Below are 25,526 nucleotides of genomic sequence, written 5' to 3'. Positions count from 1 at the left end.
AACGTCTGGCGCTCTGTTCGTCCCATTCCTACTTCACGCGATGCCTTGTCGGCTATCACGAGGTGGTGGTGCGAACCTATAGTCATGGGTGTCGCTGCTTTGGTCAGCGACACCCACATCACCCACGCTCTGTATCCGCTGACACAGGACGGCTGCGACCTGCTGCAAGTCCGAAAGCCCCGGCCCAGCAACAAACGAAACATCATCGCTGCACACGGCGTATCCAACATCAGGAGTCAAATTTTGCAAACTACTATTGATTGCGTACGATGGGAGCCATTACTCATCGAAGGGCTCGCATCTATGACCAGCACCGAAATCATCGATCACAGCACCCTCCTTCGCTTGGTCGAAAACGGTTCTGTGAGCGGCACAATCATCGTCGCGAAACCAGGAGGCTGGTCGGTCGAGATTCGGCAAGGCAGCCGTAAATGCGCACTGACAGCACAACGCAGTGGTCAGGCGCGCCTGTTCAAGAAGCTGGAGACGCTGGTGACCTATCTGCAGGGCTTGGGCATCAGCCAGTTCAACGTGGATGCCTCCGGTTATGACCCGTTGCAACTGAAAACCTACGCCCGGCCCGATCGCTCTGAAGCATTGAAACAAGCCCATGAAGCGGCCGCTTATGAGGAATGGTTCAAGCGACAGGTGCAGATCAGCATCGATGATCCAAGGCCAAGTATCAGCGATGAAGATGCTCGCCGAATATTCGCCGCCAAGCGTGATGCCCTGCGTCAACGAGGGCGCTGATGAAGTTGGTCTGGCGCCCGGAAGCGCTTGCTGACCGTGACCGGATAATGGATCGAATCGGTCAGGACAACCCAGACGCTGCTGCGGATCTCGATGAAATGTTCGAATCAAAAGGGGAAATAGCAAGACAGCGCCCAACCTTGTACCGAAAGGGCAGGGTCCTCGGAACACGTGAAATCGTTGCGGCCGCCAACTACGTCATCGTCTACGCAATCAAAAAAGACCGGGTGGAAGTGCTGCGTGTCATGCATGCACGGCGGCAATGGCCTTAGCTAGAGGATCATTTTGCAGTAATGTTAAGTGGCATTACTCTGGCCGTATCACGCCAAAAATGAATGAATACTGCTACACGGCAAGTGACGAATCGCCGTTGAGATGAGCTTACCCAAATCTTCGCCCATGAAAAAACCGCCCCAAACGGCGGTTTTTTATTCACTGCAAACCACTACTTACAACTTCGGCCCAGCCGCCTTGATCGCGTCGCTCACTTCGAACTTCTTGAAGTTCTCGATGAACAGACCGGCCAATGCTTTGGCGGCCTCGTCGTACGCAGCCTTGTCAGCCCAGGTGTTGCGTGGGTTGAGCAGGTTAGTGTCGACGCCCGGGACGGCCAGAGGCACGTCGAGGTTGATGGTGTCGAGGTGTTCGGTGGCTGCACCGATCAGCGCGCCGCTCTGGATCGCGGCGATCACCGCGCGGGTGGTCGGGATGTTGAAGCGTTGGCCGACGCCGTAGCCGCCGCCGGTCCAGCCGGTGTTGACCAGGTAGACCTTGGAGCCGAAACCGCGGATGCGCTTGATCAGCAGTTCGGCGTATTCGCCAGCCGGACGCGGGAAGAACGGTGCGCCGAAGCAGGTGGAGAAGGTCGACTTGATGCCGCTGCCCGAACCCATTTCAGTCGAGCCCACCAGTGCGGTGTAGCCGGACAGGAAGTGGTAGGCCGCTTGCTCTTCGTTGAGGATCGACACTGGCGGCAGCACGCCGGTCAGGTCGCAGGTCAGGAAGATCACCGCGTTTGGCTCGCCACCGAGGTTCTTCTCGGAACGCTTGGCAACGTGCTCCAGCGGGTAGGCGGCGCGGCTGTTCTGGGTCAGGCTGACATCGGCATAGTCGGCGTGCTTGGCGTCGTCGATAACGACGTTCTCCAGCACCGCACCGTGCTTGATGGCTTTCCAGATGACCGGCTCGTTCTTCTCGGAGAGGTCGATGCACTTGGCATAGCAACCGCCTTCGATGTTGAACACCACGCCTTCGCCCCAGCCGTGTTCGTCGTCACCGATCAGGTAACGGCTTTCGTCAGCCGACAGGGTGGTTTTACCGGTGCCCGACAGACCGAAGAACAGGGTCACGTCGCCGTCTTCGCCGATGTTGGCAGCGCAGTGCATTGGCAGCACGTCAGCGGCCGGCAGCAGGAAGTTCTGCACCGAGAACATGGCTTTCTTCATCTCGCCGGCGTAACGCATGCCGGCGATCAGCACTTTCTTCTGCGCGAAGTTGATGATCACGCAACCGTCGGAGTTGGTGCCGTCACGCTCAGGCACGCACTCGAAGTTGGCAACGTTGAGCACTTGCCATTCTTCACGGCCAGCCGGGTTGTACTGGGCCGGGTTGATGAACAGGCAACGACCGAACAGGTTCTGCCAGGCAGTCTGCGTGGTCATTTTCACGGCCAGGTAGTGATCTTCCGCCGCGCCTACATGCACGTGGGAAACGAAGTGCTCTTGCGCGTTGTTGAAGGCCTCGACGCGAGCCCACAGGGCATCGAACTTGTCGGCCGGGAACTTGCGGTTGATCGGGCCCCAGGCGATAGCAGCCTGGGTGGAAGGCTCTTCAACGATGAAACGGTCGACTGGCGAACGGCCGGTGCGGTGACCGGTGCGAACAACCAGAGCGCCGGTATCGGCAAGCTCGCCTTCACCGCGATTCAGGGCTTCTTTTACCAGATCATCAACACTCAGATCGGTGTACACGGCGTTATTGGCTTGCGTCATGAGGTTCCCCGTCGGCCAGTGGCCGAGTGTGCTCCAAACGTTTTGTAGTAGAAAGTCGTGCACTACTACCGCGAAAAAAGTGGGCCGGATTATGCCAGAAAAGCCCAAAAAGAGTAGGGTCCTCCCGTCGTAACGGCGATATTCCGTCATTCCGCAGTGAATTTACCTGCGCTGAACCGTTTTAGTGACGGGTATCTGACGGCGTATCGACGCCCGCGCCAGCGAACAATTGAGCAATATCGGCCGCGTCGAACAGGTACTGCTGATTGCAGAACTGGCAATCGATCTCGACTTTACCGCCCTGCTCGGCGGCCAGCGCCAGCGCATCGTCCAGCCCAAGACTGACCAGCGCATTGCCGGAGCGTTCCCGCGAGCAACTGCAACTGAAGCGCAAATGCTGCACATCGAACAGGCGCACTTGTTCTTCGTGGTACAGGCGATGCAGGACGGTTTCGTTGTCCAGGCTCAGCAGCTCATCGGCGCTCAGAGTGCTGGCCAACGCGGTGAGGTGCTGCCAGCTGGCGGCGCGATCCTCTTCGTCTTTCAAACGATCGGCGGGGAGTTGTTGCAGCAGCATGCCGCGCGCACGACGACCGTCGGCGAACAGCTTGAAGCGGGTGCCAACCTGCTGCGACATGACGAAATAGTTGGTGAAACAGTCCGACAGTGTTTCGCCGTCGAGATCGACAATGCCCTGATAGCGCTGGCCGACAGTCGGGTCGACGGTCAGGGCCAGAACGCCGTTCGGCATCAGATCGCTGAGGGTGGCGTCTGCGGCGATCTGCTCGGCGTTGTAACGCGCCAGGCCACGGATCTCACGCTCGCTGGAGCACTCGATCATCAGCAGCGGAATCGGCCCTTCCGAGCGTGCCTGCAAAATCAGCAAGCCATCGAACTTGAGCGTGCCGACCAGCAACGACGCGGCCGCCATCAGTTCGCCGAGCAACTGCGCGACAGGTTCCGGGTACGGGTGTTTGGCGAGGACTTCGGCGTAGCTGCGCTCCAGCGCTACCAGTTCGCCGCGAGTGTCGCTGTCATCGAAGATGAAGCGTTGAGTGAAATCGGTATCCGCTAGGTCGGTCATAGGTCTGGGTATCTGAATGTGATGACAAAATGATTACAAAACGTGAAAATTTGCGCTTGCTGGCACTTTTTTTGGTGCCGGCGCTTTTTCGCCATGGGAGGCATTTTATGAACAATCCGGGTTTGTTCCAATCAAGGTGGAACCTCGGCCGGCTGGTTCTGTGTAACGTAGTGCCGTTGGCGCTACTGGCTTTCTGGTTATGGCCTACCGGCCAGATGCTGTGTGTGATTTTCGACGAGTGGCTGTTCCGCTCGCTGAATGCGCCGCTGGCCAGCAACCCGATATGGCTCCACATCTGGGCAATTGCAAGTCTGCGCCCGTTCGACATCGTCGTCGGACTGATTCTGCTGACGCTGCTGATCAAGGGCGACTGGGTCTTCAGGGCGATCGACGTGCGTCGCGCGTTCTTCGGCTTTTTCTCGATCCTGCTGCTGATGGTGGTGATCCGCGCGCTGTTTTCCAAATTCGCCGATCACATGGGCTGGCAGCACAGCAGCCCGTCAATGGTGCTTGAGGGCGCCGTGCACATCAGCGATTACTTTCCGCACCTGGAAAAAACCTGGGAGCTGAAGGACCGTTCCGGCCAGAGTTTCCCCGGTGATCATGCCTCAGTGCTGTTGATCTGGGCATTGTTCATGGGCGTGTTCAGCCGCACCTTCGGACAATTTCTAACAGTATGGGGTCTGGCAGTGTTGTTCATGCTGCCGCGTCTGGTGGCCGGCGCGCATTGGGGTCAGGACGACTACATCGGCGGCTTGCTGCTGGCGGTGTGGGCGTTGGGCTGGGGTTACTACACACCGTTCGCCTGGCACGCGTCGAACCTCTGGTTGAAGCTGACCGCGCCGATTTTCGCGTTGCTGGGCAAGCTGCCGATGGTGTCGCGGATGAGTGTGGTGCGTAGCGCCTGATACCGCGTCGTACTCGATTCGCGAGCAGGCTCGCTGCCACAGACGACTCGATCGAATGTGCCAGCGAGCCTGCTCGCGAAGAGGCCGGCACAACGTTTCAATCTTCGTTGCTACTACCGCGAAACTTGAACAGATCCCGCCGCTGTTTCTTGCTCGGTTTGCCATCGGTGCTCACGCCCAACGATCCCGCCTTGCGCATCGCCGCAGCTGCTTCACGCTTGGCAATACTCGCTTCGGTCTCGGCATACAAGGCCTGCGCCTCGGGCGCGCCACGACGCACGATCGACAATGCCTCGACCTTCACCGTGCGCACTTCGAAGCCGGTACGTATCTCGAACTCATCACCGATGCGCGGCTCCTTGCCCGGTTTGCAGCGCTCGCCACGGCAATGCACCTTGCCACTTTCAATGGCGGCTTTGGCCAATGCACGGGTCTTGTAGAAACGCGCTGCCCATAGCCATTTATCGAGACGGACCTTGTCGTCCTCCTCCTGCTTCTGTCCCATATGAATTCCTCGCTCAGCCAGTAGTCGGAACTGTACTACCGTTTCTGTCGGGCGCAAGAACTCGGCCCTCCAGATAGACTGTGATCTTCGCCGCCCGACCGGCCTGGAGTGACCGCGTGACTAAATTTCCAACTTCGTTGACCTCACCCAGGGCCGGTTGCCAGGGCTGCCAGCAAAGCGAACCGCTGGATTTCGATTTTGCCTTCGCCTACCAGCCGATCGTCGACCTGCGCGACCAATCGGTGTTTGCCCACGAAGCGCTGGTGCGAGGCGTGGCCGGGGAAGGTGCACTGTCGGTGTTAAATCAGGTTACAGAAGACAACCGCTACCGTTTCGACCAGCTCTGCCGGACCCGCGCCATCGAAGGCGCGGCGAGCCTTAATATGCAGACACACTTGTCGATCAACTTTTTGCCCAACGCCGTCTACCGTCCAGAGCTGTGCATTCGCAGCACACTGGAGGCCGCACGCAAACACAACTTTCCGATCGACCGACTGATTTTCGAAACCCTGGAAATCGAGCACGTAGATAATTATCGCCATTTGACCAATATTCTGCGTGAATACCGCGAATTCGGCTTCAAGACCGCCATCGACGATTTCGGTGCCGGTTATTCGGGGCTCAATCTGCTGGCTGATTTCCAACCGGACCTGATCAAACTCGACATGGCGCTGATCCGCGATGTTGACCAGGACCGTGTCCGTCAGGTGATCGTACGGGGGATTGTCACAATGTGTGCGGAGTTGGACGTTACAGTCATTGCCGAAGGCATAGAAAGCGCCGGAGAACGGGATTTCCTCGCGGACTGTGGAATATTCCTGATGCAGGGCTACTGGTTCGCCAGACCTGCATTCAAAGCGTTGGCCCAGGTGCCGGACGAGGCCTGGAAGCGTTAACCCTTGGTTTTTTTCTTTGAAGACATTTGATCATTTGACCGTTGTCGGTCTGCGCGAGTGGGTGGCGCTCCCGGGCCTGGGAGTCGCGGGCCTGCGCGCAAAAATCGACACCGGCGCCAGCACCTCCAGCCTGCACGCCACCGATATCGAACCGTTCGAACGCGACGGCGAGAAATGGGTGCGCTTTACCGCGCATCTCGGCACCGTGGTGCAGTTGCGTCACCGGCGCTGCGAAGCGCCACTGGTCACGCGCAAAACCATCAAGAGCTCCAACGGCCATGCGCAAGTGCGCTATGTGATCAGCACCACGCTGGCCCTGGGTGATCGGGTCTGGCCGGTGGAGTTCACCCTGGCCTGCCGCAAGTCCATGCGCTATCGCCTGTTGCTCGGTTCCAAAGCCCTGATCGATGGCCAGTTGGTGGTCAATCCGGGCATCAAGTATGTACAAGACAAGCCGGTGTTCCCGGTATCTACCTCCTCCACAGGTGTTGCATGAAGATCGCTGTGCTGTCGCGTAATCCGCGTCTGTATTCCACCCGCCGTCTGGTCGAAGCCGGAATCGAGCGCGGGCATGAAATGGTGGTGATCGACACCTTGCGCGCCTACATGAACATTGCCAGCCACAAGCCGCAGATCCATTACCGCGGCAAACCGCTGGAAGGTTTCGACGCGGTGATCCCGCGGATCGGCGCGTCGGTGACGTTCTACGGCTGCGCGGTGTTGCGTCAGTTCGAAATGATGGGCGTGTTCCCGCTCAACGAGTCGGTGGCCATTGCCCGTTCGCGGGACAAATTGCGTTCACTGCAGCTGCTGTCGCGGCGCGGCATCGGTCTGCCGGTCACCGGTTTTGCACACTCGCCGGACGACATCCCCGACCTGATCGCCATGGTCAACGGCGCACCGCTGGTGATCAAGGTACTGGAAGGCACTCAGGGCATCGGCGTGGTGCTGTGCGAAACCGCGACGGCGGCAGAGTCGGTGATCGAAGCGTTCATGGGCCTGAAGCAGAACATCATGGTTCAGGAATACATCAAGGAAGCCGGCGGCGCGGATATCCGCTGCTTCGTGGTCGGCGACAAGGTGATCGCCGCAATGAAGCGCCAGGCCAAACCGGGGGAGTTTCGTTCCAACCTGCATCGCGGCGGCAGCGCCAGCCTGATCAAGATCACCCCGGAAGAACGCATGACCGCGTTACGCGCTGCCAAGGTCATGGGCCTGGCGGTGGCGGGTGTGGATATCCTGCGCTCCAATCACGGTCCGCTGGTGATGGAAGTGAATTCGTCACCGGGACTGGAAGGCATCGAAACCACCACTGGCAAGAATGTCGCCGGGATCATCATCGAGCATCTGGAAAAGAATGGCGGGCCGAATATGACTCGCACCAAGGGCAAAGGTTAAAAGCAAAAGATCGCAGCCTTCGGCAGCTCTTACAGGGGAATGCATTTCGTGTAGGAGCTGCCGCAGGCTGCGATCTTTTTTTCCGCCGTTACACCGCATCTCTCGGCAACATCAATCCCAACGGCAATCTCACCCGCGCCTCCAGTCCCCCCCCGGAGCGGTTGCGCAATTCGACATTGCCGCCATGCATCGCCGCAATCCTTTTCACGATCGCCAGCCCCAGCCCGGTGCCTTTGCCACCGCGAGCCCGATCACCTCGGGTAAACGGATTGAAGATTGCCTCAAGCTCGGACGGATCAATCCCCGCGCCACGGTCCATCACGCTCAGAACCACATACGGCGCGCTGGTATCTCCGGACACATAAGCCGCGACCTCAACACCGGTGCCGGCATGGTTCAAGGCGTTGCCGATCAGGTTGTTGAGCAGGCGTTTCATCGACACTCGACGCAGCGGAAACGGCTGGATCGGTTCCAGGCGCAGGCGCACTTTCTCTTCGTTCTGGTTGTACGGCGCGGCGACTTCGCGCACCAGATCGCTGAGGTCGACCTCCTCCACTGACTCATCACGACCATCGCGGATGAACGCGAGGAACTGGTCGAGAATCGCGTCCATGTCTTCGATGTCGCGGACCATGTCGTCGGTGAGGTCGGTGTGATCGCCCATCAGTTCCAGCGACAGGCGCAAGCGCGTCAGCGGTGTACGCAAGTCGTGAGAAACCCCCGCCAGCATCAGCTCGCGCTCACGCCCGGCCTGTTCGACGTCCTCGGCCATCTGGTTGAAGGCGCGATAAACCTCGGTCATTTCGCTCGGCGTGTCGCTGATCGGCAAACGCACGCTGCGGCCCTGGCCGAGTTGCCGCGCGGCATACACCAGGCGCTTCAACGGCTGGTTGAGCTGGCTGACGAAAATCCATGCCGATGCCGTCGACAACAGGCCAATGGCGAGGAACCAGCCGAGCACGTTCCAGATTTTCTGGCCGCGCAGCGGATGCGGATACAACGGCACTTTCAGCCAGCCATCGCCCAGACTCGGCGCCCTCACCCACAGTGCCGGCGGCGAGTGCATGCGCAAACGCACCTCGGTGTCGGCACCCAGTTCCGCCTGCATCTGACGTTGGTAGATTTCGCTGTACGGCCAGTGCTGCTCGCCTTCCGGCACACCGGCGCCGACCACACGAATCAGGGTCGCGGCATCGGCAATTTTTGCGCGGTTCTCTTCGTCGGCGGCCCAATAGGCGCGCAGCGTCAGAGCGACGCCATGGCTGTATTGGCGATCCACCAGCACGTCCTCGTTCATCAACAGATAAACCAGGGTCAGCGCCTTGGAAAACAGCACGACGATCAGCACCAGCCAGAGGGTGCGGGAGAAAAAACTTTGGGGGAACCAGACGGGGGTTTTCATCTTTAACCGCTACACACTTGCAGGAGCGAGCAATGCTCGCATATTGCGGATTGCGAGTCTGTGGCAATGGCCGTGCGACCAGAGCCTTGCAGACCCGCTCCTACAAATCACCGATCACTTGGTGGCGGTGCCATCCGGTACGAACACGTAACCCACGCCCCAGACGGTCTGGATGTAGCGCGGTTTCGACGGATCGGGTTCGATCATCCGGCGCAGACGCGAGATCTGCACGTCGATGGAACGCTCCAGCGCATCCCATTCACGACCACGGGCGAGGTTCATCAGCTTGTCGCGGGTCAGCGGCTGACGCGCGTTCATCACCAGCGCCTTGAGTACCGCGAACTCACCGGTGGTGAGCATGTGCACTTCATCGCCACGCTTGAGCTCGCGGGTCGCCAGCGACAACACGTAATCACCGAAGGTGACGTTTTCGTCCTCACTGCCCGGTGCGCCCGGCACCGGTGCGGCCTGACGGCGCAACACCGCTTTGACCCGCGCCATCAGCTCGTCGGGGTTGAACGGCTTGGCCAGGTAATCGTCGGCGCCCAGTTCAAGGCCCTTGATACGGCTCAGCTCATCGCCCTTGGCGGTGAGCATGATGATCGGAATCTGGTTATTCGCGCTGCGCAGACGGCGGCACGCGGTCAGGCCGTCTTCGCCCGGCAGCATCAGGTCGAGAACGACCAGATTGAACACTTCACGCGCCAGCAGACGGTCCATCTGCTCGGTGTTCGGAACGGTACGGGCACGGTAGCCCTTGCTGACGAAGAAACGCTCCAGCAGGCTGCTCAGCCCCGGATCGTCATCAACGATAAGAATTTTTTCGCCTTCAGCCGTTTGTGCAGTGCTGCTCATTGGATGCTCCTTTTAGCTCGGCGCGCATTATGGCGTAGCTGTCGTTATACGCACCGTGTGCATTGTTAGCAGATTTTTCCTTCACTGCCAGAAAACCGGGGTTTATGCCTACAGCCTGCAACGCCCCCGAATGACAGAACGCTGGTTATAATGCGCGGCGTTTTGCGCCAGGCAACGTCTGAATCGTTACCGTAAGTGGCCGGTATTTTTTCCGGCCCTGTGCAGTAACTGTTCGATTTCACGGGTCAATGGGCAGCTTCTTGATCCAGGCAGCGGCAATTTTCCAGCCGCTCAATCAGCCTCCAGGCCATTATCTGCGTGCCTGCGAGCCTGCTTTCATACTATGTCAGGTGGTTTTATGGACAGCATCAACAGCCGCATCGCCGAGGAACTCGGCGTACGCCCACAACAGGTCGAAGCGGCCGTCGCGCTACTCGATGAAGGTTCTACCGTTCCCTTTATCGCCCGTTACCGGAAAGAAGTCACCGGCAGCCTCGATGACACCCAGTTGCGTCATCTGGAAGAGCGCCTGCGCTACCTGCGAGAACTCGACGAACGGCGCATCAGCATCCTCGCCAGCATCGAGGAGCAAGGCAAACTCACCCCTGCCCTTGAGCGCGACATCAAGCTCGCCGACACCAAGACCCGTCTCGAAGACTTGTACCTGCCGTACAAGCAGAAGCGCCGCACCAAGGGCCAGATCGCCCTCGAAGCCGGCCTCGGCGAACTGGCCGACGGCTTGTTCAACGACCCGAACCTGTCGCCGGAAACCGAAGCCGCGCGCTTCGTCGACGCCGAAAAAGGCGTGGCCGATGTAAAGGCTGCGCTGGAAGGCGCCAAGTACATCCTCATGGAGCGCTTCGCCGAAGACGCCAGCCTGTTGGAAAAACTGCGTAATTTCCTCAAACAGGAAGCGATCCTCAGTGCCCGCGTCATCGCTGGCAAGGAAGAGGAAGGCGCCAAGTTCCGTGATTATTTCGAACACGACGAGCCGCTGAAAAGCATGCCGTCGCACCGCGCCCTGGCGATTTTCCGTGGCCGCAACGAAGGCATTCTCAGCTCCGCGCTGAAAGTCGGCGATGAGCTGCCCGGCACGATGCACCCGTGCGAAGGCATGATCGGCCAGCAGTTCGGCATCCAGAACCAGAACCGCCCGGCGGACAAATGGCTCGGTGAAGTGGTGCGCTGGACCTGGAAGGTCAAGCTCTACACCCACCTGGAAACCGACCTGCTGGGCGAGCTGCGCGATGGCGCCGAAACCGAAGCGATCAACGTGTTCGCACACAACCTGCACGACCTGCTGCTGGCCGCTCCGGCCGGTCCGCGCGCAACCCTGGGCCTCGACCCGGGCCTGCGTACCGGCTGCAAGGTGGCCGTGGTCGACTCGACCGGCAAGCTGCTCGATCACGCCACGGTTTACCCGCACGTGCCGCACAATAAATGGGATCAGACCATCGCCATTCTCGCCGCCCTGTGCGCCAAGCACTCGGTGGACCTGATCGCCATCGGTAACGGCACTGCCAGCCGCGAGACCGACAAGCTGGCGATCGAGCTGATCAAAAAATATCCAGCGATGAAAATGACCAAGGTCATGGTGTCCGAAGCCGGCGCCTCGGTGTACTCGGCCTCGGAACTGGCGGCCAAGGAATTCCCGGATCTGGACGTGTCGATCCGCGGCGCCGTGTCGATCGCCCGTCGCTTGCAGGATCCGCTGGCCGAACTGGTGAAAATCGATCCGAAATCCATCGGTGTCGGCCAGTACCAGCACGATGTCTCGCAGCTGAAACTGGCGCGCGGTCTGGATGCCGTGGTCGAGGACTGCGTGAACGCCGTGGGCGTGGATGTGAACACTGCCTCCGTGGCATTGCTGGCGCGGATTTCCGGCCTCAATGCAACGCTGGCGCAGAACATCGTTGCTCACCGTGACGAACACGGCGCGTTCAAGACCCGTGCAGCGCTGAAGAAAGTCGCGCGTCTGGGCGAAAAAACCTTCGAACAGGCCGCCGGTTTCTTGCGCGTGATGAACGGCGACAACCCGCTGGATTCGTCGGCGGTGCACCCGGAAGCCTATCCGCTGGTGCAGCGCATTGCCGCTGAAACCGACCGCGACATCCGTTCGCTGATCGGCGATGCCGCGTTCCTCAAGCGCCTGGATCCGAAGAAATTCACCGACGAAACCTTCGGTCTGCCGACCGTCACGGACATCCTGCAAGAACTGGAAAAACCCGGTCGCGATCCGCGCCCGGAGTTCAAGACCGCCGAGTTCCAGGAAGGCGTCGAGGACCTCAAGGATCTGCAACTGGGGATGATCCTTGAAGGCGTGGTGACCAACGTGACGGCGTTCGGTGCGTTCGTCGACATCGGCGTGCATCAGGATGGTCTGGTGCACATCTCGGCGCTGTCGGAGAAGTTCATCAAGGACCCGCGCGAAGCGGTAAAGGCCGGTGACGTGGTGAAAGTGAAGGTCATGGAAGTCGACATTCCGCGCAAACGCGTCGGCCTGTCGATGCGCATGAGTGACACTCCCGGCGAGAAAATCGATGGCGCCCGTGGCTCGCGTCCGGGCTCGGCACCGCGCCAGTCTTCGGGCAACGCGCCGCGCAAGGAAACCGCCACCGCCGCGCCGGTGAACAATGCGATGGCCTCGCTGTTCGCCAACGCCAAGCAGTTGAAGAAACGCTGATGGACATGCCGGCCGGGCTCGTCGAGAGCGCGTTTTTCAAGTTGTTGGGCTGTCGCCTGCACAGTCTCGAAACCGGGGTGGCGCAGGTCGCCCTGGCGCTTGAGCCCGAACTGCGCAACCGCGGCGGCAAACTGCACGGCGGCGCGCTGTTCAGTCTGGTCGACATTGCCATGGGCCTGGCTTGCTCCAGCAGCCATGGTTTCGATCAGCAGAGCGCGACCATCGAATGCAAGATCAACTACATCCGCGCCGTTTCCGAGGGCGAGGTGCTGTGCACGGCGCGGGTGATCCACCCGGGCCGGCGCACGCTGGTGGTCGAAGCCGAGGTGATGCAGGGCGACAAACTGGTCGCAAAAGCGCAAGGCACCTTCGCTGTCCTGTAGATGTTGCTCATCATTTTGAGTTAATTTCGGCGCTGTGATCGCAGCGTCGAGCTTTTCTGTGGGAGCGAGCTTGCTCGCGAAGAGGGCATTTCAGTCAGCCTCAAGTCGCCTGACAATCCGCCTTCGCGAGCAAGCTCGCTCCCACAGTTCGCGTGCATCCGCCAGATTCAGGGAATGGAGTTGGCGATTCAACGGGGGCTGACAGGCCCGAAAAACCAGGCGATAACGCCAGTTTCAACTTCACCCTTGTAGACCGTCTTGCCCACCCCCATATTGGGGCGACTGACGCGTGAAGGAATCCAAATTGAGCGAACTTCTCAACCGCCGCCTGGCTCTGCTCGGCGAGCGCGCTAACCTCTCTCTGCTCAAGCAGTGCCTGCACGGTATCGAACGTGAATGCCTGCGCGTGACCAGTGAAGGTCGCCTGGCGCAAACGCCGCACCCCGAAGCCCTGGGTTCCGCGCTGACCAACGAACAGATCACCACCGACTACTCCGAGTCGCTGCTGGAATTCATCACGCCTGCCCTGCCGGATCCGGCCGACACGCTGGCGAGCCTGGACAAGATTCATCGTTTTGCCTACAGCAAACTCGGCAACGAGTACCTGTGGAGTCCATCGATGCCGTGCCCGCTGCCGGCCGAGGAAGACATCCCGATTGCCTATTACGGCACCTCCAACATCGGTCAGCTCAAGTACGTCTATCGCAAGGGCCTGGCCCTGCGTTACGGCAAGACCATGCAGTGCATTGCCGGTATTCACTACAACTTTTCCCTGCCGGAACAACTCTGGCCATTGCTGCGCGAGGCCGAAGGTTTCGTCGGCACCGATCGCGATTTCCAGTCGGTGTCCTACATCGCGCTGATCCGCAACTTCCGTCGCTACAGCTGGCTGCTGATGTACCTGTTCGGTGCCTCGCCGGCGCTGGACGCCGGTTTCCTGCGTGGGCGTTCGCATCAGCTCGAACAGCTCGATCCGGACACGCTGTATCTGCCATACGCGACCAGCCTGCGCATGAGCGATCTCGGTTATCAGAGCAACGCCCAGGCCGGCCTGACACCGTGCTACAACGATCTCACCAGCTACACCGACAGCCTGCGCGAAGCGGTGGCCACGCCCTACGCGCCATACGTGGAAGTCGGCACGCACAAGGATGGCGAGTGGGTGCAGCTCAACACCAACATCCTGCAGATCGAAAACGAGTACTACTCCAACATCCGCCCGAAACGCGTGACCTACACCGGCGAGCGGCCGATCCAGGCGTTGATGGCGCGCGGCATCCAGTACGTCGAAGTGCGCTGCCTGGACATCAACCCGTTCCTGCCGATGGGCATCGACCTCACCGAGTCGCGCTTCATCGACGCCTTCCTGCTGTATTGCGCGTTGAACGACAGTCCGCTGCTGACCAACACTTCGTGCGGCAACGCCACCTCGAACTTCCTCAGCGTGGTCAAGGAAGGTCGCCGTCCGGGCCTGCAATTGCAGCGTGACGGTCAGCCGGTCGAGATGAAGCAATGGGCGGCCGAACTGCTGGAACAGATTGCTCCGCTGGCGGCGATGCTCGACCAGAGCGTCGGCGGCGATGCCCACAGCAAGGCCCTGGATGCGCAACTGGCCAAGGTCAACGACCCGTCGCTGACACCATCGGCGCAGGTGCTGGCGGCCATGGCCGAGCACAAGGAAAGCTTTGCCCAATTCTCCCTGCGCCAGAGCCAGGCCCATGCCGAGTTCTTCCGCAGCGAGCCGCTGGCAGCTGACGAGCAAGCGAAGTTTGAACAACTGGCGCGCGCATCGCTGGCGCAGCAGACCGAGCTTGAGCAGAACGAAGTCGGCGATTTCGATGTGTTTGTCGGCGCGTATCAGGCGAGCATCCTCGCCATCAGCAATTAAAAGCCCCTCACCCTAACCCTCTCCCAAAGGGAGAGGGGACTGACCGCGTTGTTCTTGCGAGCTACACCGACCTGAAATACCGGGCCGAACTCAGGCCTTGAAAAGCATGAAGATCAGCTCCCTTTCCCCCTCGCCCCCTTGGGGGAGAGGGCTGGGGTGAGGGGGCAAAGTTCTGACGTCGAACGAATCATCCGAAATCCCCACACCCTCTCCTATCCTTAGATTTTTCCGCTCATAAGCTCATTCGAAAAAGTTATTTATTTCGGGATTATTAGATCATTTAGTCTCCACTCACGCCGACATTCGGTCGCCTGATCTGGAGCTCTCAATTGAAACTGAATTCCCCGCTTCGTCTGCTCGCCGCCGCCTCACTGGCCGCTGCAAGCTTCCTGGCCCAGGCGGCCGATCTCACCGTCGCCTACCAGACCACCGTCGACCCGGCCAAAGTCGCGCAGGCCGACGGCGCCTACGAGAAAGCCACCAAGGCTGACATCAGTTGGCGCAAATTCGATAACGGTGCCGATATCATTGCCGCCATCGCGTCCGGCGATGTGCAGATCGGCTATCTCGGTTCGAGTCCGTTGACCGCCGCGATCACCCGCAAAGTGCCGGTCGAAACCTTCCTCATCGCCACGCAGATCGGCGCCGCTGAAGCACTGGTCGCGCGCGACGGCTCCGGCATCAAGACTCCGCAGGATCTGATCGGCAAGAAAATCGCCGTGCCGTTCGTGTCCACCGGGCACTACAGCCTGCTCGCCGCGCTCAAGCACTGGAACATCGACCCGTCGAAAGTCACCGTGCTCAACCTCGCGCCGCCAGCCATCATCGCGGCGTGGAAACGCGGCGACATCGACGCCACTTACGTGTGGGATCCGGCACTGGGCGTGGCCAAGGAAAACGGCAAAGTGCTGATCACCTCCGGCGAGCTGGCCAAGTTCGGCGCGCCTACGTTCGATGCTTGGATCGTGCGCAAAGACTTCGCCGAAAAGCACCCGGAAATCGTCACCGCGTTCGCCAAGGTCACCCTCGACGCCTACGCCGATTACCGCAAGGATCCGCAGGCCTGGCTGGCCAATCAGAGCAACGTAGACAAACTGGTCAAACTCTCCGGCGCCAAGGCCAGCGACATCCCATTGCTGCTGCAGGGCAACGTCTACTCGCTGGCGGCGGATCAGGTCAGTGACCTCGGCGCGCCGACCACCAAAGCCATCACTGACACCGCCGCGTTCCTCAAGGAGCAAGGCAAGGTCGACGCCGTCCTGCCGGACTACGCGCCTTACGTCAGCGCCAAATACATCACCAACTGATCGGGAGATACAGCGATGGCCTTGCTACAGCTGGAGCGCATCAGCGCACAGTACCCGGGCAGCCCGGAGCCGGTGCTGGCGGATATTTCTCTGACCCTGGGGCCGCAGCAGTTGCTGGTCGCCCTCGGCCCGTCCGGCAGTGGCAAGACTTCGCTGTTGAACCTGATTGCCGGTTTCGTCGAACCGAGTGCCGGGCGTATCACCCTCGACGGCGTGCCGGTCAAAGGCCCGAGCGCCGAACGTGGCGTGGTGTTTCAGGACGACGCTTTACTGCCTTGGCAGGACGTGCTGGCCAACGTCGCCTTCGGCCTCGAACTGGCCGGTGTCGGCAAGGACAAGCGGGAAAAAATCGCCCGTGAAATGCTCGCGCTGGTCGATCTCGCCGGCTTCGAAGACCGGCGCATCTGGCAATTGTCCGGTGGTCAGAAACAACGCGTCGGCCTCGCCCGTGCCCTCGCCGCCGACCCGCGCGTGTTGCTGATGGACGAGCCGTTCGGTGCGCTTGATGCATTCACTCGCGAGCAGATGCAGGAGCTGTTGCTGCAAGTCTGGCAACGCACTGCCAAACCGGTTTTTCTGATTACCCACGACATTGAAGAAGCGGTGTTCCTCGCCACGGACCTGATTCTGCTGGCACCGAATCCAGGGCAGATCGTCGAGCGCCTGCAATTGGATTTTGGTCAGCGCTATGCCGCTGGCGAGTCGGCCCGCGCGATCAAGTCCGATCCGCGTTTTATCGAAACCCGCGAGCACGTGCTGAGCAAAGTCTTCTCGCAACGCAGCGCCGTACCCCGGCAGGAGCACGCATGAGCAGTTACGACGTTTCCGCTGCGGCGGTGAAAACACCTTCGGTGAGCATCCAGGTGCGTCGCAGCCTCAGCACTCGCTGGATCAGCCTGCTGACCTTGTTCGGCCTGTTGGCGGTCTGGTGGGCGGTGACCGCTACCGGCCTGATCGAGCCGCTGTTCCTGCCGCCACCCTCCGCCGTCCTGCAAAAGGGCTGGTTGCTGGCGACCTCCGGATACATGGATTCGACTTTGTGGCAGCACCTCGGTGCCAGCCTCAGCCGCATCGGTCTGGGTCTCGCTTTTGCGATTCTGACCGCCGTGCCGGTGGGCATTGCCATCGGCGCCAACCGCATCGCCCGTGGTGTGCTCGATCCGCTGATCGAGTTCTACCGCCCGATCCCGCCGCTGGCCTATCTGCCGCTGATCGTGATTTGGTGCGGCATCGGCGAGTTGTCGAAAGTGCTGCTGATCTATCTGGCGATTTTCGCCCCGATTGCCATCGCCACCGCGACGGGTGTGCGCACGGTTGATCCGGCAAAACTGCGCGCGGCGCAGTCGTTGGGCGCGACGCGCTCGCAGTTGATTCGCCATGTGATTTTGCCGAGCGCTCTGCCGGACATTCTCACTGGCGTGCGTATTGGTCTGGGCGTCGGCTGGTCGACGCTGGTTGCGGCCGAACTGATTGCTGCCACCAGCGGCTTGGGTTTCATGGTGCAGTCGGCCGCGCAATTCCTGGTCACCGATGTGGTGGTGCTGGGAATTCTGGTCATCGCCCTGATCGCCTTCGCCATGGAAATGGGCCTGCGCGCGTTGCAGCGCAGACTGGTGCCGTGGCACGGCCAGACGCACTAAATCGCCTTGTGAAAATTCCCCTGTGAGAGCGAGCCTGCTCGCGAAAGCGTCAGATCGGTCACTGCACTGTCGCCTGACACTCTGCATTCGCGAGCAGGCTCGCTCCCACAAAAGCATGACACTCCGAATTCGAAGAGAACGACCATGAGCACCCTCAGCATCACCCCATTAAGCTCGGCCCTCGGCGCGCAGATCAGTGGCGTCGACATTAGCCAGCCGCTAAGCCTGGAACACCGCGACGCCATCGAACAGGCGTTGCTCAAATATCAGGTGCTGTTCTTCCGCAACCAGCCGATCGAGCCAGCGCAACAGGCACGCTTCGCGCATTATTTCGGCGACCTGCACATTCATCCGATCTACCCGAACGTGCCGGAACAACCGGAAGTGCTGATCCTCGACACCGCCGTCACCGACGTGCGCGATAACGCGATCTGGCACACCGACGTGACCTTCCTGCCGACGCCGGCAATGGGCGCGGTGCTCAGCGCCAAGTTGCTGCCGGAGTTCGGTGGCGACACGTTGTGGGCCAGCGGAATCGCGGCATATGAAGCGTTGTCGGCGCCGATGAAAACCCTGCTCGAAGGTCTGAGCGCCACCCACGATTTCACCCGATCGTTTCCACTCGAGCGCTACGGCAACACGCCTGAAGCGCTGGCGCAGTGGGAAGAAGCGCGGCGCAAGAATCCGCCGCTGTCGCACCCGGTGATCCGTACGCACCCGGTGAGCGGCCGGCGCTCACTGTTCGTCAATGAAGGGTTTACCTCGAAGATCAACGAGCTGTCGGAAACCGAGAGTGAGGCGATTCTGAAGTATCTGTTCGCCCACGCGACACGGCCGGAATTCACCATTCGCTGGCGCTGGCAGAAGGACGACATCGCCTTCTGGGATAACCGCGTGACGCAGCATTACGCGGTGGATGATTATCGACCGGCGCGGCGGGTGATGCAGCGGGCGACGGTGTTGGGGGATGTGCCGTTCTTCAAGTGATAGCTGATGATCGTTCCCTCGCTCTGCGTGGGAATGCATCAACGGACGCTCCGCGTTCGGCTTTAGATGGGACGCAGAACGTCCCGGGCGGCATTCCCACGCAGAGCGTGGGAACGATCCTCTCAGCGGCTTATTCGGCTGTTGAAGGCTTCTCCCAAAGATTGATCCCGCCCTCCTGGGCAAACCGATCAATCTCCGCCAGCTCTTCAGCACTGAAATTCAGATTCTTCAGCGCGCCGACGTTCTCGATGATCTGCTCCGGCCGGCTCGCGCCGATCAGTGCCGAGGTCACTCGTGGATCACGCAGGGTCCACGCCAATGCCAGTTGCGCCAGACTCTGGCCGCGACGCTGGGCGATCTCGTTCAACGCTCGCACGTGAGCGATGTTGGCCTCGGACAAGTGCGAAGCCTGCAACGAACCACCGCCGGGACGATTGACTCGCGCATCGGCCGGCACGCCGTTGAGGTATTTGTCGGTGAGCAAACCCTGCGCCAGCGGCGTGAAGGCGATGACGCCCGTGCCGAGTTCGTCAGTGGTATCGAGCAGATCCTTTTCCACCCAGCGATTGAGCAGGTTGTACGCCGGCTGATGAATCAGCAGCGGCACTTTCCACTCTTTCAGCAGCGCGGCCATTTCTCGGGTTTTCACCCCGGAATAGGACGAGATACCGATGTACAGCGCCTTGCCCTGCTGCACGGCGGTGGCGAGGGCGCTGGCGGTTTCTTCCAGCGGGGTGTCCGGGTCGAAGCGGTGCGAATAGAAGATGTCCACATAGTCCAGACCGAGGCGTTGCAGGCTCTGGTCGAGGCTCGCCAGCACGTATTTGCGCGAACCGCCGCCCTGGCCGTACGGGCCGGGCCACATGTCCCAACCGGCCTTGCTGGAGATGATCAGCTCGTCACGATACTGCTTGAAGTCTTCACGCAGCAGGCGACCGAAATTGATCTCGGCGCTGCCGTATGGCGGGCCGTAGTTGTTGGCCAGATCGAAATGGTTGATGCCCAGATCGAACGCGGTGCGCAGCAAGGCACGCTGGGTCTCGATCGGAGTGCTGTCGCCAAAGTTGTGCCACAGGCCCAGCGACAATGCCGGCAGCACCAGACCGCTGCGGCCGACGCGGCGGTAAGGAATGGAGTCGTAGCGGTTTTCGGCAGCGGTGTAAGTCATCGAATCCTCTCTTGTTTGATTAACAGCAGATTGAGGGTGAAACCAAACTATGTGGCGAGGGGATTTATCCCCGATGGGTGGCGAAGCCGCCCCAAAACCTGAAACCTCGGTGAATCAGCTGTACCGGGCGCGCTGGTTTTACGACTGCTTCGCAGCCGAACGGGGATGAATCCCCTCGCCACAAAAGCCCCATCAATCAGGCAAAGCGATTTGCAGGTCGAACCAGCCCCAGGTTCTGCCGCAACGTCCGGCCTTCATATCCAATTCTGAACAACCCGCCCAGCATACGCCCAAGCGGCGCGACGCCGACCTCGGGTTGGACCAATTGCTGAAACGTTTCACATTTTTTCCTGCGCTTCAGCCTCGCTGGATTGGCGATGCTCAAAGTGACACCGAGTTGGCCCCTTCGCGAGCAGGCTCGCTCCCACAGAGTTCTCCTGTGAACATGAAATTCATGTCCAGCCGAGATCCATTGTAGGAGCGAGCCTGCTCGCGAAGGCGGCCGAGCAGGCAACACCCATTCACCAGGCCAAAACTGCCATGCACATCACCATCATCACTTTCTCCGGCCTGGTCCTGCTCGCACTGATGCTTTACATCGGCGACCCCATTGGCTTCAGCCGCCAGACCATGGCCTACCGCTTCGCAGCGCTATGGCTTGCGATGACCCTGATCAATGGCGCAGTCGGCGTAGTTCATGCGGGCGGCCGCTGGGTTCGTAAATAGCGCTTGGCAGCGGGGTATTCGGCATGCCGGCAGCAGCAATGGTGTTGTTCATGCTGCTGAGCGCCGAGTCCTGAGCAGACCCGGCGCGCAGCCGTCGATCAACGCACCAGATGCAGGAACTGCATGTGCCGTTCGTACTGGTCGAGGATGTCGTTGATGATCTGCTCTTTGGTGTAGCCGACCAGATCGTAGTCCTGACTGCCCTCGCTCAAGTGCACTTCGGCGCGGTAGTAGCGACGATTGTTGAGTTGCTTGGAACCCATGCCGCCGCGCGCGAACGATGGCGTGAAGTAGCCGCGCATCTGCACCTGATAGATGAACGGATGCTGCTCGCCATGGCCGATTTCCAGACTGACGTTGTCATGCGCCGGATCCGGCTGGGTGACGACGTGCAGACCTTTTTCGACGAACACGGCGGTCACTTCCTCGATTGCCGGACGCACCGTGCTTTCCATGAAGCGGTACACCTCATCGCGGGACGGGAAGTGCACGGCCTGGCTCAGACGCTGACGCCATCCACCGGTGCCACGCCGCGAACCGGAGACCGGCGCCAGCGAATGCAACTGCGCGATCTGCTTCTGCGATTCCAGATAGAACGCCTTGTGCAGGCCCCACATCATCAGCAGCAGAATCAACGAGAACGGCAACGAGGTCAGCACCACCGCCGACTTCAGCGCATCGATGCTGCCGGAGAACAGCAGCGCACTGGTGATCAGCGCGGTCATCGCGCCCCAGAACACCCGCAGCCATTTCGGCCCGTCTTCATCCGGATTGCCGCCCTTCGCCGACAGGGTCGAGAGGACCACGGTGCCAGAGTCCGCCGAGGTCACGAAGAACACGAAGCTGATGAACACCGTCACGGCGATGACGGTCTTGCTCCACGGATAGGTTTCCAGCAGCAGATAAATGCTCATCGACGGATTGTCGATGGCCGACATGCCCAGCGCGCTCATGCCGTGATTGAGCACCTGATCGAGGGCGCTGTTGCCGAAGATCGACATCCACGCCAGGGTGAAACCGAGCGGGATCAACAGCACGCCGAAGACGAATTCACGGATGGTGCGACCACGGGAAATCCGCGCAATGAACAGGCCCACAAACGGCGACCATGCAATCCACCACGCCCAGTAGAACACCGTCCAGCCACCCAGCCAGTCGCTCGGTTTGTCGTAGGCGTAGAGGTCGAAACTCTTCATCGGCAGGGCGCCGAGGTAGTCGCCGACGTTCTGGATCAGGGTGTTGAGCAGGTGCTGTGTCGGCCCGGCAAACAACACGAACAGCAGCAGCCCGCAGGCCAGCAGCATGTTGATGTCGGACATCACCCGCACGCCTTTATCGACACCGGAGACCGCAACGATGATCGCCGCGCCCATCATCAGCGTGATCAGGCCGACCTGAATCCACTGGGTATGGGCGATGCCGAACAGATAATCCAGGCCCGAATTGAGGTGCAGCACACCGAAGCCCATGTCGGCCCCAAGGCCGAACACCGTGGCGATGATGCCGAAGCCATCGACTGCGTAGCCGATCGGGCCGTTGATGCGTTTGCCGATCAGCGGATACAGCGCCGAACGCAGGGCCAGCGGCAGATTGTGCCGATAAGCGAAATAGGCCAGTGCCATGCCGACAAAGGCAAACACGCCCCAGCCATGCAGGCCCCAGTGCAGGAACAGGATCTGCATCGCCTGGCGTGCCGCATCCGCCGTGCCGGCCTCGCCTTGCGGTGGCTGCAGCATGTGGGTCAGCGGTTCGGAAACGCAGAAGAAAAACAGCGTGATGCTGATCCCGGCGGCGAACAGCATGCCGGCCCAGGACAGGTAACTGAATTCGGGCTCGTCGTGGTCGGCACCGAGTTTTATCTTGCCGTAGCCGGATAACGCGGTGACCACCACGAAGACCAGATACAGAGTCATCGCGAGCATGTAGTACCAGCCGACCGTATTAGCCGCCCAGTTTTGCGCTTCCAGCAACCAGGCGCCGGCCTGTTCGGGGATGGCGATGACGACAAGACCAAACAGCAGAATGACCGTCGCGGCGAAGTAGAACACCGGCGGATTCATGCGTACCAGACCGCTGGCGGGGGTAGACGATGCACTCATGAAACGTGCACCTCGAAGGGTTGAAACGTGGCTGAAATGATCGGACTCAGCAAAGGCAAGCCTCCTGTTGTGAGCGGGCAGCGAACCACCGGTTTAACTTGAATGAACGTTCAAGTTAAACATGAATGGGGTGGTAAGGACTAATCGCAGGGCTGGGCGGTAGGTTTCCTACAGCGCCCGAGGAGGTTTATGACGCGGGTTTTGTGAGATTCGTTCACTGCGCCAAACAAGAATCAAAAGCCCCTCACCCTAACCCTCTCCCAGAGGGAGAGGGGACTGATTGGGGGATGTTCAGAATGTGCGCCAACCTGAGGAAACCGTGCCGAATCCATAATCGACCCGGTATTTCAGGTCGATGTATGACGCAAAACACCTCGGTCGGCCCCCTCTCCCTCCGGGAGAGGGCTGGGGTGAGGGGAAAAGGATTCCACGGCCTACTTCTGCGTCCCGTCATCATGCTGCAGATTTGCCTGCGTCAGATTCGCCCCCGCCGGCACACTGCGCGTCAGCCAGACGTTGCCGCCAATGGTCGAGCCCTTGCCGATGGTGATCCGTCCGAGAATCGTCGCCCCGGCGTAAATCACCACGTCATCCTCAACGATCGGGTGACGCGGATGGCCCTTCTGCAACTGGCCGTCCTCATCCGCCGGGAAGCGCTTGGCCCCCAGGGTCACCGCCTGATAAATCCGCACTCGCTCACCAATGATCGCGGTTTCGCCAATCACTACACCGGTGCCGTGATCGATAAAGAAACTGCGGCCGATCTGCGCGCCCGGGTGGATATCGATGCCCGTCGCCGAGTGGGCGATTTCCGCGCTGATCCGCGCCAGCAGCGGCAGCCCGGCACGGTATAAATGGTGCGCGAGGCGATGGTGAATCACCGCAAGAATGCCCGGATAGCACAGCAGCACTTCATCAACGCTGCGTGCCGCCGGGTCGCCGTGATAGGCCGCCAGCACATCGGTGTCGAGCAGCGTGCGCAGGCCCGGCAAAGCCAAGGCGAAATCCTGCACGATCTGAATGGCGCGGGTCTCGACTTCACTGTCGTCCTGCGCGCTGTGGCGAGCGACGTAACGCAGCTCCAGGCGCGTCTGCGCCAGCAATGCGTTCAGAGCTACATCAAGCGTGTGGCCGACGTAGAAATCTTCACTTTCTTCACGCAGATCGACCGGCCCCAGACGCATCGGGAACAGCGCACCACACAGCGCCTCAAGGATTTCCGCCATCGCCGCTCGCGATGGCAATTCGCGGCCGCCCTGCTCCCCTGAAGCGCGACCATTCTGTGCGCGCCACTGATCCCGCGCGCTGCGCAGCTGGCTGACGATGGTGTGCAATTGCCAATGGCTGGAACGCTCGCTCACGGTAAAGACTCCTCACGGGCGGCCGGACTGTCTGGCCGCGTCATCGGCGCCTACTTTACGGCATGCCTTTGCCGACGAATTAAGAACCGATAGTGCTGGCCTCAGTCCATTTGGCTATAAGCGATTGGCGGTTGCCCGGGCAAAAACGCGTGCCTATAGTCCCTTTCATTCTTCTGCGCCAGTACGGACTCATGATCAAACAACAGCTGCAACGTTTCCCCCGTCTCGAACTGCTGAGCCACCCTACTCCGCTGGAAAAACTCGAACGCCTGTCCACCTGGCTTGGTCGCGAGGTGTACATCAAGCGCGATGACCTGACGCCGCTGGCGATGGGCGGCAACAAGCTGCGCAAACTCGAATACCTCGCCGCCGACGCGCTCGCGCAAGGTGCTGACACGCTGATCACTGCCGGTGCGCTGCAATCGAACCACGTGCGCCAGACCGCCGCACTGGCGGCGAAACTCGGCCTCGGTTGTGTGGCGCTGCTGGAAAACCCGCTGGGCACTGATGACGGAAATTACACCGGCAACGGCAACCGCTTGCTGCTCGATCTGTTCGACACCAAAGTCGAACTGGTCGACAACCTCGACAATGCCGACGAACAACTGGCCGCCCTGGCCGTGCGCCTGCGCAGCAACGGCAAAAAGCCGTATCTGGTGCCTATTGGCGGCTCCAACGCCCTTGGTGCTCTGGGTTATGTGCGCGCCGGGCTGGAGCTGGCTGAGCAGATCAAGGACAGCGGCCTCGATTTCGCCGCGGTGGTGCTGGCTTCAGGCAGCGCCGGTACTCACAGTGGTCTCGGACTGGCGCTGAGTGAGGCGCTGCCGCAACTGCCGGTGATCGGCGTGACCGTTTCGCGCAGTGAAGAAGACCAGCGGCCGAAGGTCCAGGGTTTGGCCGAACGCACCGCTGAGCTGCTGGGCGTCAAGTTGCCGGCCAGCTTCAAGGTCGAGCTGTGGGACGAATATTTCGCCCCGCGTTATGGCGAGCCGAATGCCGGAACGCTGGCGGCGGTGAAACTGTTGGCCGCACAGGAAGGTCTGTTGCTTGACCCGGTCTACACCGGCAAGGCCATGGCCGGTCTGCTCGACGGGATCGGCCGGCAGCGCTTCGATGACGGCCCGATCATCTTCCTGCACACCGGCGGCGCCCCGGCGTTGTTTGCCTACAAGGATTTTCTGACAAGATGATCACGCCAGATTGCAGTTACCTGTGGCGAGGGGATTTATCCCCGTTGGGTCGCGGAGCGGCCCCTTGCTTTCGCAAGTGAGTACACGTCGCAGGACTTTGCAACTGTAGTGCAGCCGAACGGGGATAAATCCCCTCGCCACAACTGAATGGACGCATATTCCAAAAAACCCTAAAAGAAACACAATCTAGTATTTTCAAGTCTAAAACAGACATCTTATAGTCTCGCCGCAGGCGAATTTCGGGCGAGACGCTTAAGCTGCTTTAAGGCAGGATAGCGCTGTCGTTCAAATCACCAATTTGCCTA

General features: G+C 60.4%; 22 protein-coding genes and 1 pseudogene. 15 read left to right on the top strand and 8 right to left on the bottom strand.

The window, feature by feature from the left end; genetic code table 11:
• Window positions 1–303: 303 nt before the first annotated feature.
• Entirely contained in the window at window positions 304–750 is a 447-nt protein-coding gene (locus tag AAEZ10_RS11830; RefSeq protein WP_071174073.1) for an antitoxin PaaA2 family protein, read from the top strand.
• Entirely contained in the window at window positions 750–1,022 is a 273-nt protein-coding gene (locus AAEZ10_RS11825) for a type II toxin-antitoxin system RelE/ParE family toxin (RefSeq protein WP_073471523.1), read from the top strand. Before AAEZ10_RS11830 ends, AAEZ10_RS11825 begins: the two co-directional genes overlap by 1 nt.
• Window positions 1,023–1,199: 177 nt before the next feature.
• On the opposite strand, the gene AAEZ10_RS11820 is transcribed toward AAEZ10_RS11825, so the two are convergent.
• Window positions 1,200–2,741, bottom strand: a complete 1,542-nt coding sequence (locus AAEZ10_RS11820) for a phosphoenolpyruvate carboxykinase (protein WP_016772179.1) — start codon at window positions 2,739–2,741, stop codon at window positions 1,200–1,202.
• Between the two features lie 181 nt (window positions 2,742–2,922).
• A complete protein-coding gene (gene hslO / locus AAEZ10_RS11815) occupies window positions 2,923–3,825 on the bottom strand; it encodes an Hsp33 family molecular chaperone HslO (protein ID WP_073471522.1) in 903 nt (300 codons plus the stop codon).
• A gap of 107 nt (window positions 3,826–3,932) precedes the next feature.
• On the opposite strand from hslO, the gene AAEZ10_RS11810 reads away from it, so the two are divergent.
• On the top strand, window positions 3,933–4,733 hold the full coding sequence (locus tag AAEZ10_RS11810) for a phosphatase PAP2 family protein (protein ID WP_073471521.1): 801 nt from the start codon (window positions 3,933–3,935) through the stop codon (window positions 4,731–4,733).
• A 97-nt stretch (window positions 4,734–4,830) separates the two neighbouring features.
• On the opposite strand, the gene AAEZ10_RS11805 is transcribed toward AAEZ10_RS11810, so the two are convergent.
• Window positions 4,831–5,238, bottom strand: a complete 408-nt coding sequence (locus AAEZ10_RS11805; RefSeq protein WP_056787106.1) for an RNA-binding S4 domain-containing protein — start codon at window positions 5,236–5,238, stop codon at window positions 4,831–4,833.
• A gap of 116 nt (window positions 5,239–5,354) precedes the next feature.
• Between AAEZ10_RS11805 and rimA the strand changes: the two genes are divergently transcribed.
• Genes rimA through rimK form a run of 3 tightly spaced genes read left to right on the top strand, consistent with a single transcriptional unit; the run spans window position 5,355 to window position 7,532 of the window.
• Window positions 5,355–6,134 (top strand): S6 modification regulatory phosphodiesterase RimA, encoded by a 780-nt coding sequence (rimA, locus tag AAEZ10_RS11800; protein ID WP_350569308.1) that lies wholly within the window; start codon window positions 5,355–5,357, stop codon window positions 6,132–6,134.
• A gap of 16 nt (window positions 6,135–6,150) precedes the next feature.
• A complete protein-coding gene (gene rimB, locus AAEZ10_RS11795) occupies window positions 6,151–6,630 on the top strand; it encodes a retropepsin-like aspartic endopeptidase RimB (RefSeq protein ID WP_016772184.1) in 480 nt (159 codons plus the stop codon).
• The gene (gene rimK, locus AAEZ10_RS11790) at window positions 6,627–7,532 is read left to right on the top strand and encodes a 30S ribosomal protein S6--L-glutamate ligase (protein WP_024011184.1); all 906 of its coding nucleotides are present in this window, start codon (window positions 6,627–6,629) and stop codon (window positions 7,530–7,532) included. The genes rimB and rimK overlap by 4 nt, the downstream gene beginning before the upstream one ends.
• Window positions 7,533–7,620: 88 nt before the next feature.
• Here the strand turns inward: rimK and AAEZ10_RS11785 are convergent, their stop codons facing one another.
• Together AAEZ10_RS11785 and ompR are read right to left on the bottom strand one after the other, a co-directional pair.
• The gene (locus AAEZ10_RS11785; RefSeq protein WP_016770645.1) at window positions 7,621–8,934 is read right to left on the bottom strand and encodes an ATP-binding protein; all 1,314 of its coding nucleotides are present in this window, start codon (window positions 8,932–8,934) and stop codon (window positions 7,621–7,623) included.
• Between the two features lie 114 nt (window positions 8,935–9,048).
• Entirely contained in the window at window positions 9,049–9,789 is a 741-nt protein-coding gene (gene ompR, locus AAEZ10_RS11780) for an osmolarity response regulator transcription factor OmpR (protein ID WP_016772186.1), read from the bottom strand.
• A 358-nt stretch (window positions 9,790–10,147) separates the two neighbouring features.
• Here ompR and AAEZ10_RS11775 point away from each other — a divergent pair, with 358 nt between their 5' ends.
• The 7 genes from AAEZ10_RS11775 to tauD all read left to right on the top strand — a co-directional run bounded on the left by AAEZ10_RS11775 (window position 10,148) and on the right by tauD (window position 18,677).
• Entirely contained in the window at window positions 10,148–12,472 is a 2,325-nt protein-coding gene (locus AAEZ10_RS11775; RefSeq protein WP_110644785.1) for a Tex family protein, read from the top strand.
• Window positions 12,472–12,855, top strand: coding sequence for a PaaI family thioesterase (locus AAEZ10_RS11770; protein WP_071174065.1), 384 nt, complete (start codon window positions 12,472–12,474; stop codon window positions 12,853–12,855). Before AAEZ10_RS11775 ends, AAEZ10_RS11770 begins: the two co-directional genes overlap by 1 nt.
• 304 nt (window positions 12,856–13,159) lie before the next feature.
• Window positions 13,160–14,743 carry a glutamate--cysteine ligase gene (gene gshA, locus AAEZ10_RS11765; RefSeq protein WP_073471520.1) on the top strand — a complete coding sequence of 528 codons (1,584 nt, stop codon included), beginning with the start codon at window positions 13,160–13,162 and terminating at the stop codon, window positions 14,741–14,743.
• A 329-nt stretch (window positions 14,744–15,072) separates the two neighbouring features.
• Window positions 15,073–16,050, top strand: a complete 978-nt coding sequence (gene tauA, locus AAEZ10_RS11760) for a taurine ABC transporter substrate-binding protein (RefSeq protein WP_350569304.1) — start codon at window positions 15,073–15,075, stop codon at window positions 16,048–16,050.
• 15 nt (window positions 16,051–16,065) lie between these two features.
• Window positions 16,066–16,860, top strand: a complete 795-nt coding sequence (tauB, locus tag AAEZ10_RS11755) for a taurine ABC transporter ATP-binding subunit (RefSeq protein ID WP_350569302.1) — start codon at window positions 16,066–16,068, stop codon at window positions 16,858–16,860.
• A complete protein-coding gene (tauC, locus tag AAEZ10_RS11750) occupies window positions 16,857–17,690 on the top strand; it encodes a taurine ABC transporter permease TauC (protein ID WP_350569300.1) in 834 nt (277 codons plus the stop codon). The genes tauB and tauC overlap by 4 nt, the downstream gene beginning before the upstream one ends.
• Before the next feature lie 144 nt (window positions 17,691–17,834).
• Window positions 17,835–18,677 (top strand): taurine dioxygenase, encoded by an 843-nt coding sequence (gene tauD / locus AAEZ10_RS11745; protein WP_323167887.1) that lies wholly within the window; start codon window positions 17,835–17,837, stop codon window positions 18,675–18,677.
• A 130-nt stretch (window positions 18,678–18,807) separates the two neighbouring features.
• On the opposite strand, the gene mgrA is transcribed toward tauD, so the two are convergent.
• On the bottom strand, window positions 18,808–19,845 hold the full coding sequence (gene mgrA, locus AAEZ10_RS11740) for an L-glyceraldehyde 3-phosphate reductase (RefSeq protein ID WP_016772192.1): 1,038 nt from the start codon (window positions 19,843–19,845) through the stop codon (window positions 18,808–18,810).
• A gap of 540 nt (window positions 19,846–20,385) precedes the next feature.
• Between mgrA and AAEZ10_RS11735 the strand changes: the two are divergent.
• A pseudogene (locus AAEZ10_RS11735) lies at window positions 20,386–20,645 on the top strand (hypothetical protein).
• A gap of 24 nt (window positions 20,646–20,669) precedes the next feature.
• Here AAEZ10_RS11735 and betT read toward each other — a convergent pair.
• Together betT and epsC are read right to left on the bottom strand one after the other, a co-directional pair.
• Complete coding sequence (gene betT, locus AAEZ10_RS11730; RefSeq protein ID WP_160768576.1) at window positions 20,670–22,631, bottom strand: choline transporter BetT; 1,962 nt, start codon at window positions 22,629–22,631, stop codon at window positions 20,670–20,672.
• A gap of 473 nt (window positions 22,632–23,104) precedes the next feature.
• A complete protein-coding gene (epsC, locus tag AAEZ10_RS11725) occupies window positions 23,105–24,031 on the bottom strand; it encodes a serine O-acetyltransferase EpsC (protein WP_073471516.1) in 927 nt (308 codons plus the stop codon).
• A 191-nt stretch (window positions 24,032–24,222) separates the two neighbouring features.
• On the opposite strand from epsC, the gene AAEZ10_RS11720 reads away from it, so the two are divergent.
• Entirely contained in the window at window positions 24,223–25,221 is a 999-nt protein-coding gene (locus tag AAEZ10_RS11720; protein ID WP_350569297.1) for a D-cysteine desulfhydrase, read from the top strand.
• Window positions 25,222–25,526: the final 305 nt, after the last annotated feature.

This window comes from Pseudomonas sp. H26/SER47-MNA-CIBAN-0231 (genome assembly GCF_040310465.1).
Classification (GTDB): Bacteria; Pseudomonadota; Gammaproteobacteria; order Pseudomonadales; family Pseudomonadaceae; genus Aquipseudomonas; species Aquipseudomonas atacamensis.
Note: the sequence above shows the minus strand (reverse complement) of the source record. Positions and strands in the feature narration are given on the sequence as shown.

What these genes read in the sequence shown, in the direction of transcription:
- AAEZ10_RS11830 (WP_071174073.1), top strand. Translation starts at nt 304, where the DNA reads ATGACCAGCACCGAAATCATCGATCACAGCACCCTCCTTCGCTTGGTC.
- AAEZ10_RS11825 (WP_073471523.1), top strand. Translation starts at nt 750, where the DNA reads ATGAAGTTGGTCTGGCGCCCGGAAGCGCTTGCTGACCGTGACCGGATA.
- AAEZ10_RS11820 (WP_016772179.1), bottom strand. Translation starts at nt 2,741, where the DNA reads ATGACGCAAGCCAATAACGCCGTGTACACCGATCTGAGTGTTGATGAT.
- hslO (WP_073471522.1), bottom strand. Translation starts at nt 3,825, where the DNA reads ATGACCGACCTAGCGGATACCGATTTCACTCAACGCTTCATCTTCGAT.
- AAEZ10_RS11810 (WP_073471521.1), top strand. Translation starts at nt 3,933, where the DNA reads ATGAACAATCCGGGTTTGTTCCAATCAAGGTGGAACCTCGGCCGGCTG.
- AAEZ10_RS11805 (WP_056787106.1), bottom strand. Translation starts at nt 5,238, where the DNA reads ATGGGACAGAAGCAGGAGGAGGACGACAAGGTCCGTCTCGATAAATGG.
- rimK (WP_024011184.1), top strand. Translation starts at nt 6,627, where the DNA reads ATGAAGATCGCTGTGCTGTCGCGTAATCCGCGTCTGTATTCCACCCGC.
- AAEZ10_RS11785 (WP_016770645.1), bottom strand. Translation starts at nt 8,934, where the DNA reads ATGAAAACCCCCGTCTGGTTCCCCCAAAGTTTTTTCTCCCGCACCCTC.
- ompR (WP_016772186.1), bottom strand. Translation starts at nt 9,789, where the DNA reads ATGAGCAGCACTGCACAAACGGCTGAAGGCGAAAAAATTCTTATCGTT.
- AAEZ10_RS11775 (WP_110644785.1), top strand. Translation starts at nt 10,148, where the DNA reads ATGGACAGCATCAACAGCCGCATCGCCGAGGAACTCGGCGTACGCCCA.
- AAEZ10_RS11770 (WP_071174065.1), top strand. Translation starts at nt 12,472, where the DNA reads ATGGACATGCCGGCCGGGCTCGTCGAGAGCGCGTTTTTCAAGTTGTTG.
- tauB (WP_350569302.1), top strand. Translation starts at nt 16,066, where the DNA reads ATGGCCTTGCTACAGCTGGAGCGCATCAGCGCACAGTACCCGGGCAGC.
- tauC (WP_350569300.1), top strand. Translation starts at nt 16,857, where the DNA reads ATGAGCAGTTACGACGTTTCCGCTGCGGCGGTGAAAACACCTTCGGTG.
- tauD (WP_323167887.1), top strand. Translation starts at nt 17,835, where the DNA reads ATGAGCACCCTCAGCATCACCCCATTAAGCTCGGCCCTCGGCGCGCAG.
- mgrA (WP_016772192.1), bottom strand. Translation starts at nt 19,845, where the DNA reads ATGACTTACACCGCTGCCGAAAACCGCTACGACTCCATTCCTTACCGC.
- betT (WP_160768576.1), bottom strand. Translation starts at nt 22,631, where the DNA reads ATGAATCCGCCGGTGTTCTACTTCGCCGCGACGGTCATTCTGCTGTTT.
- AAEZ10_RS11720 (WP_350569297.1), top strand. Translation starts at nt 24,223, where the DNA reads ATGATCAAACAACAGCTGCAACGTTTCCCCCGTCTCGAACTGCTGAGC.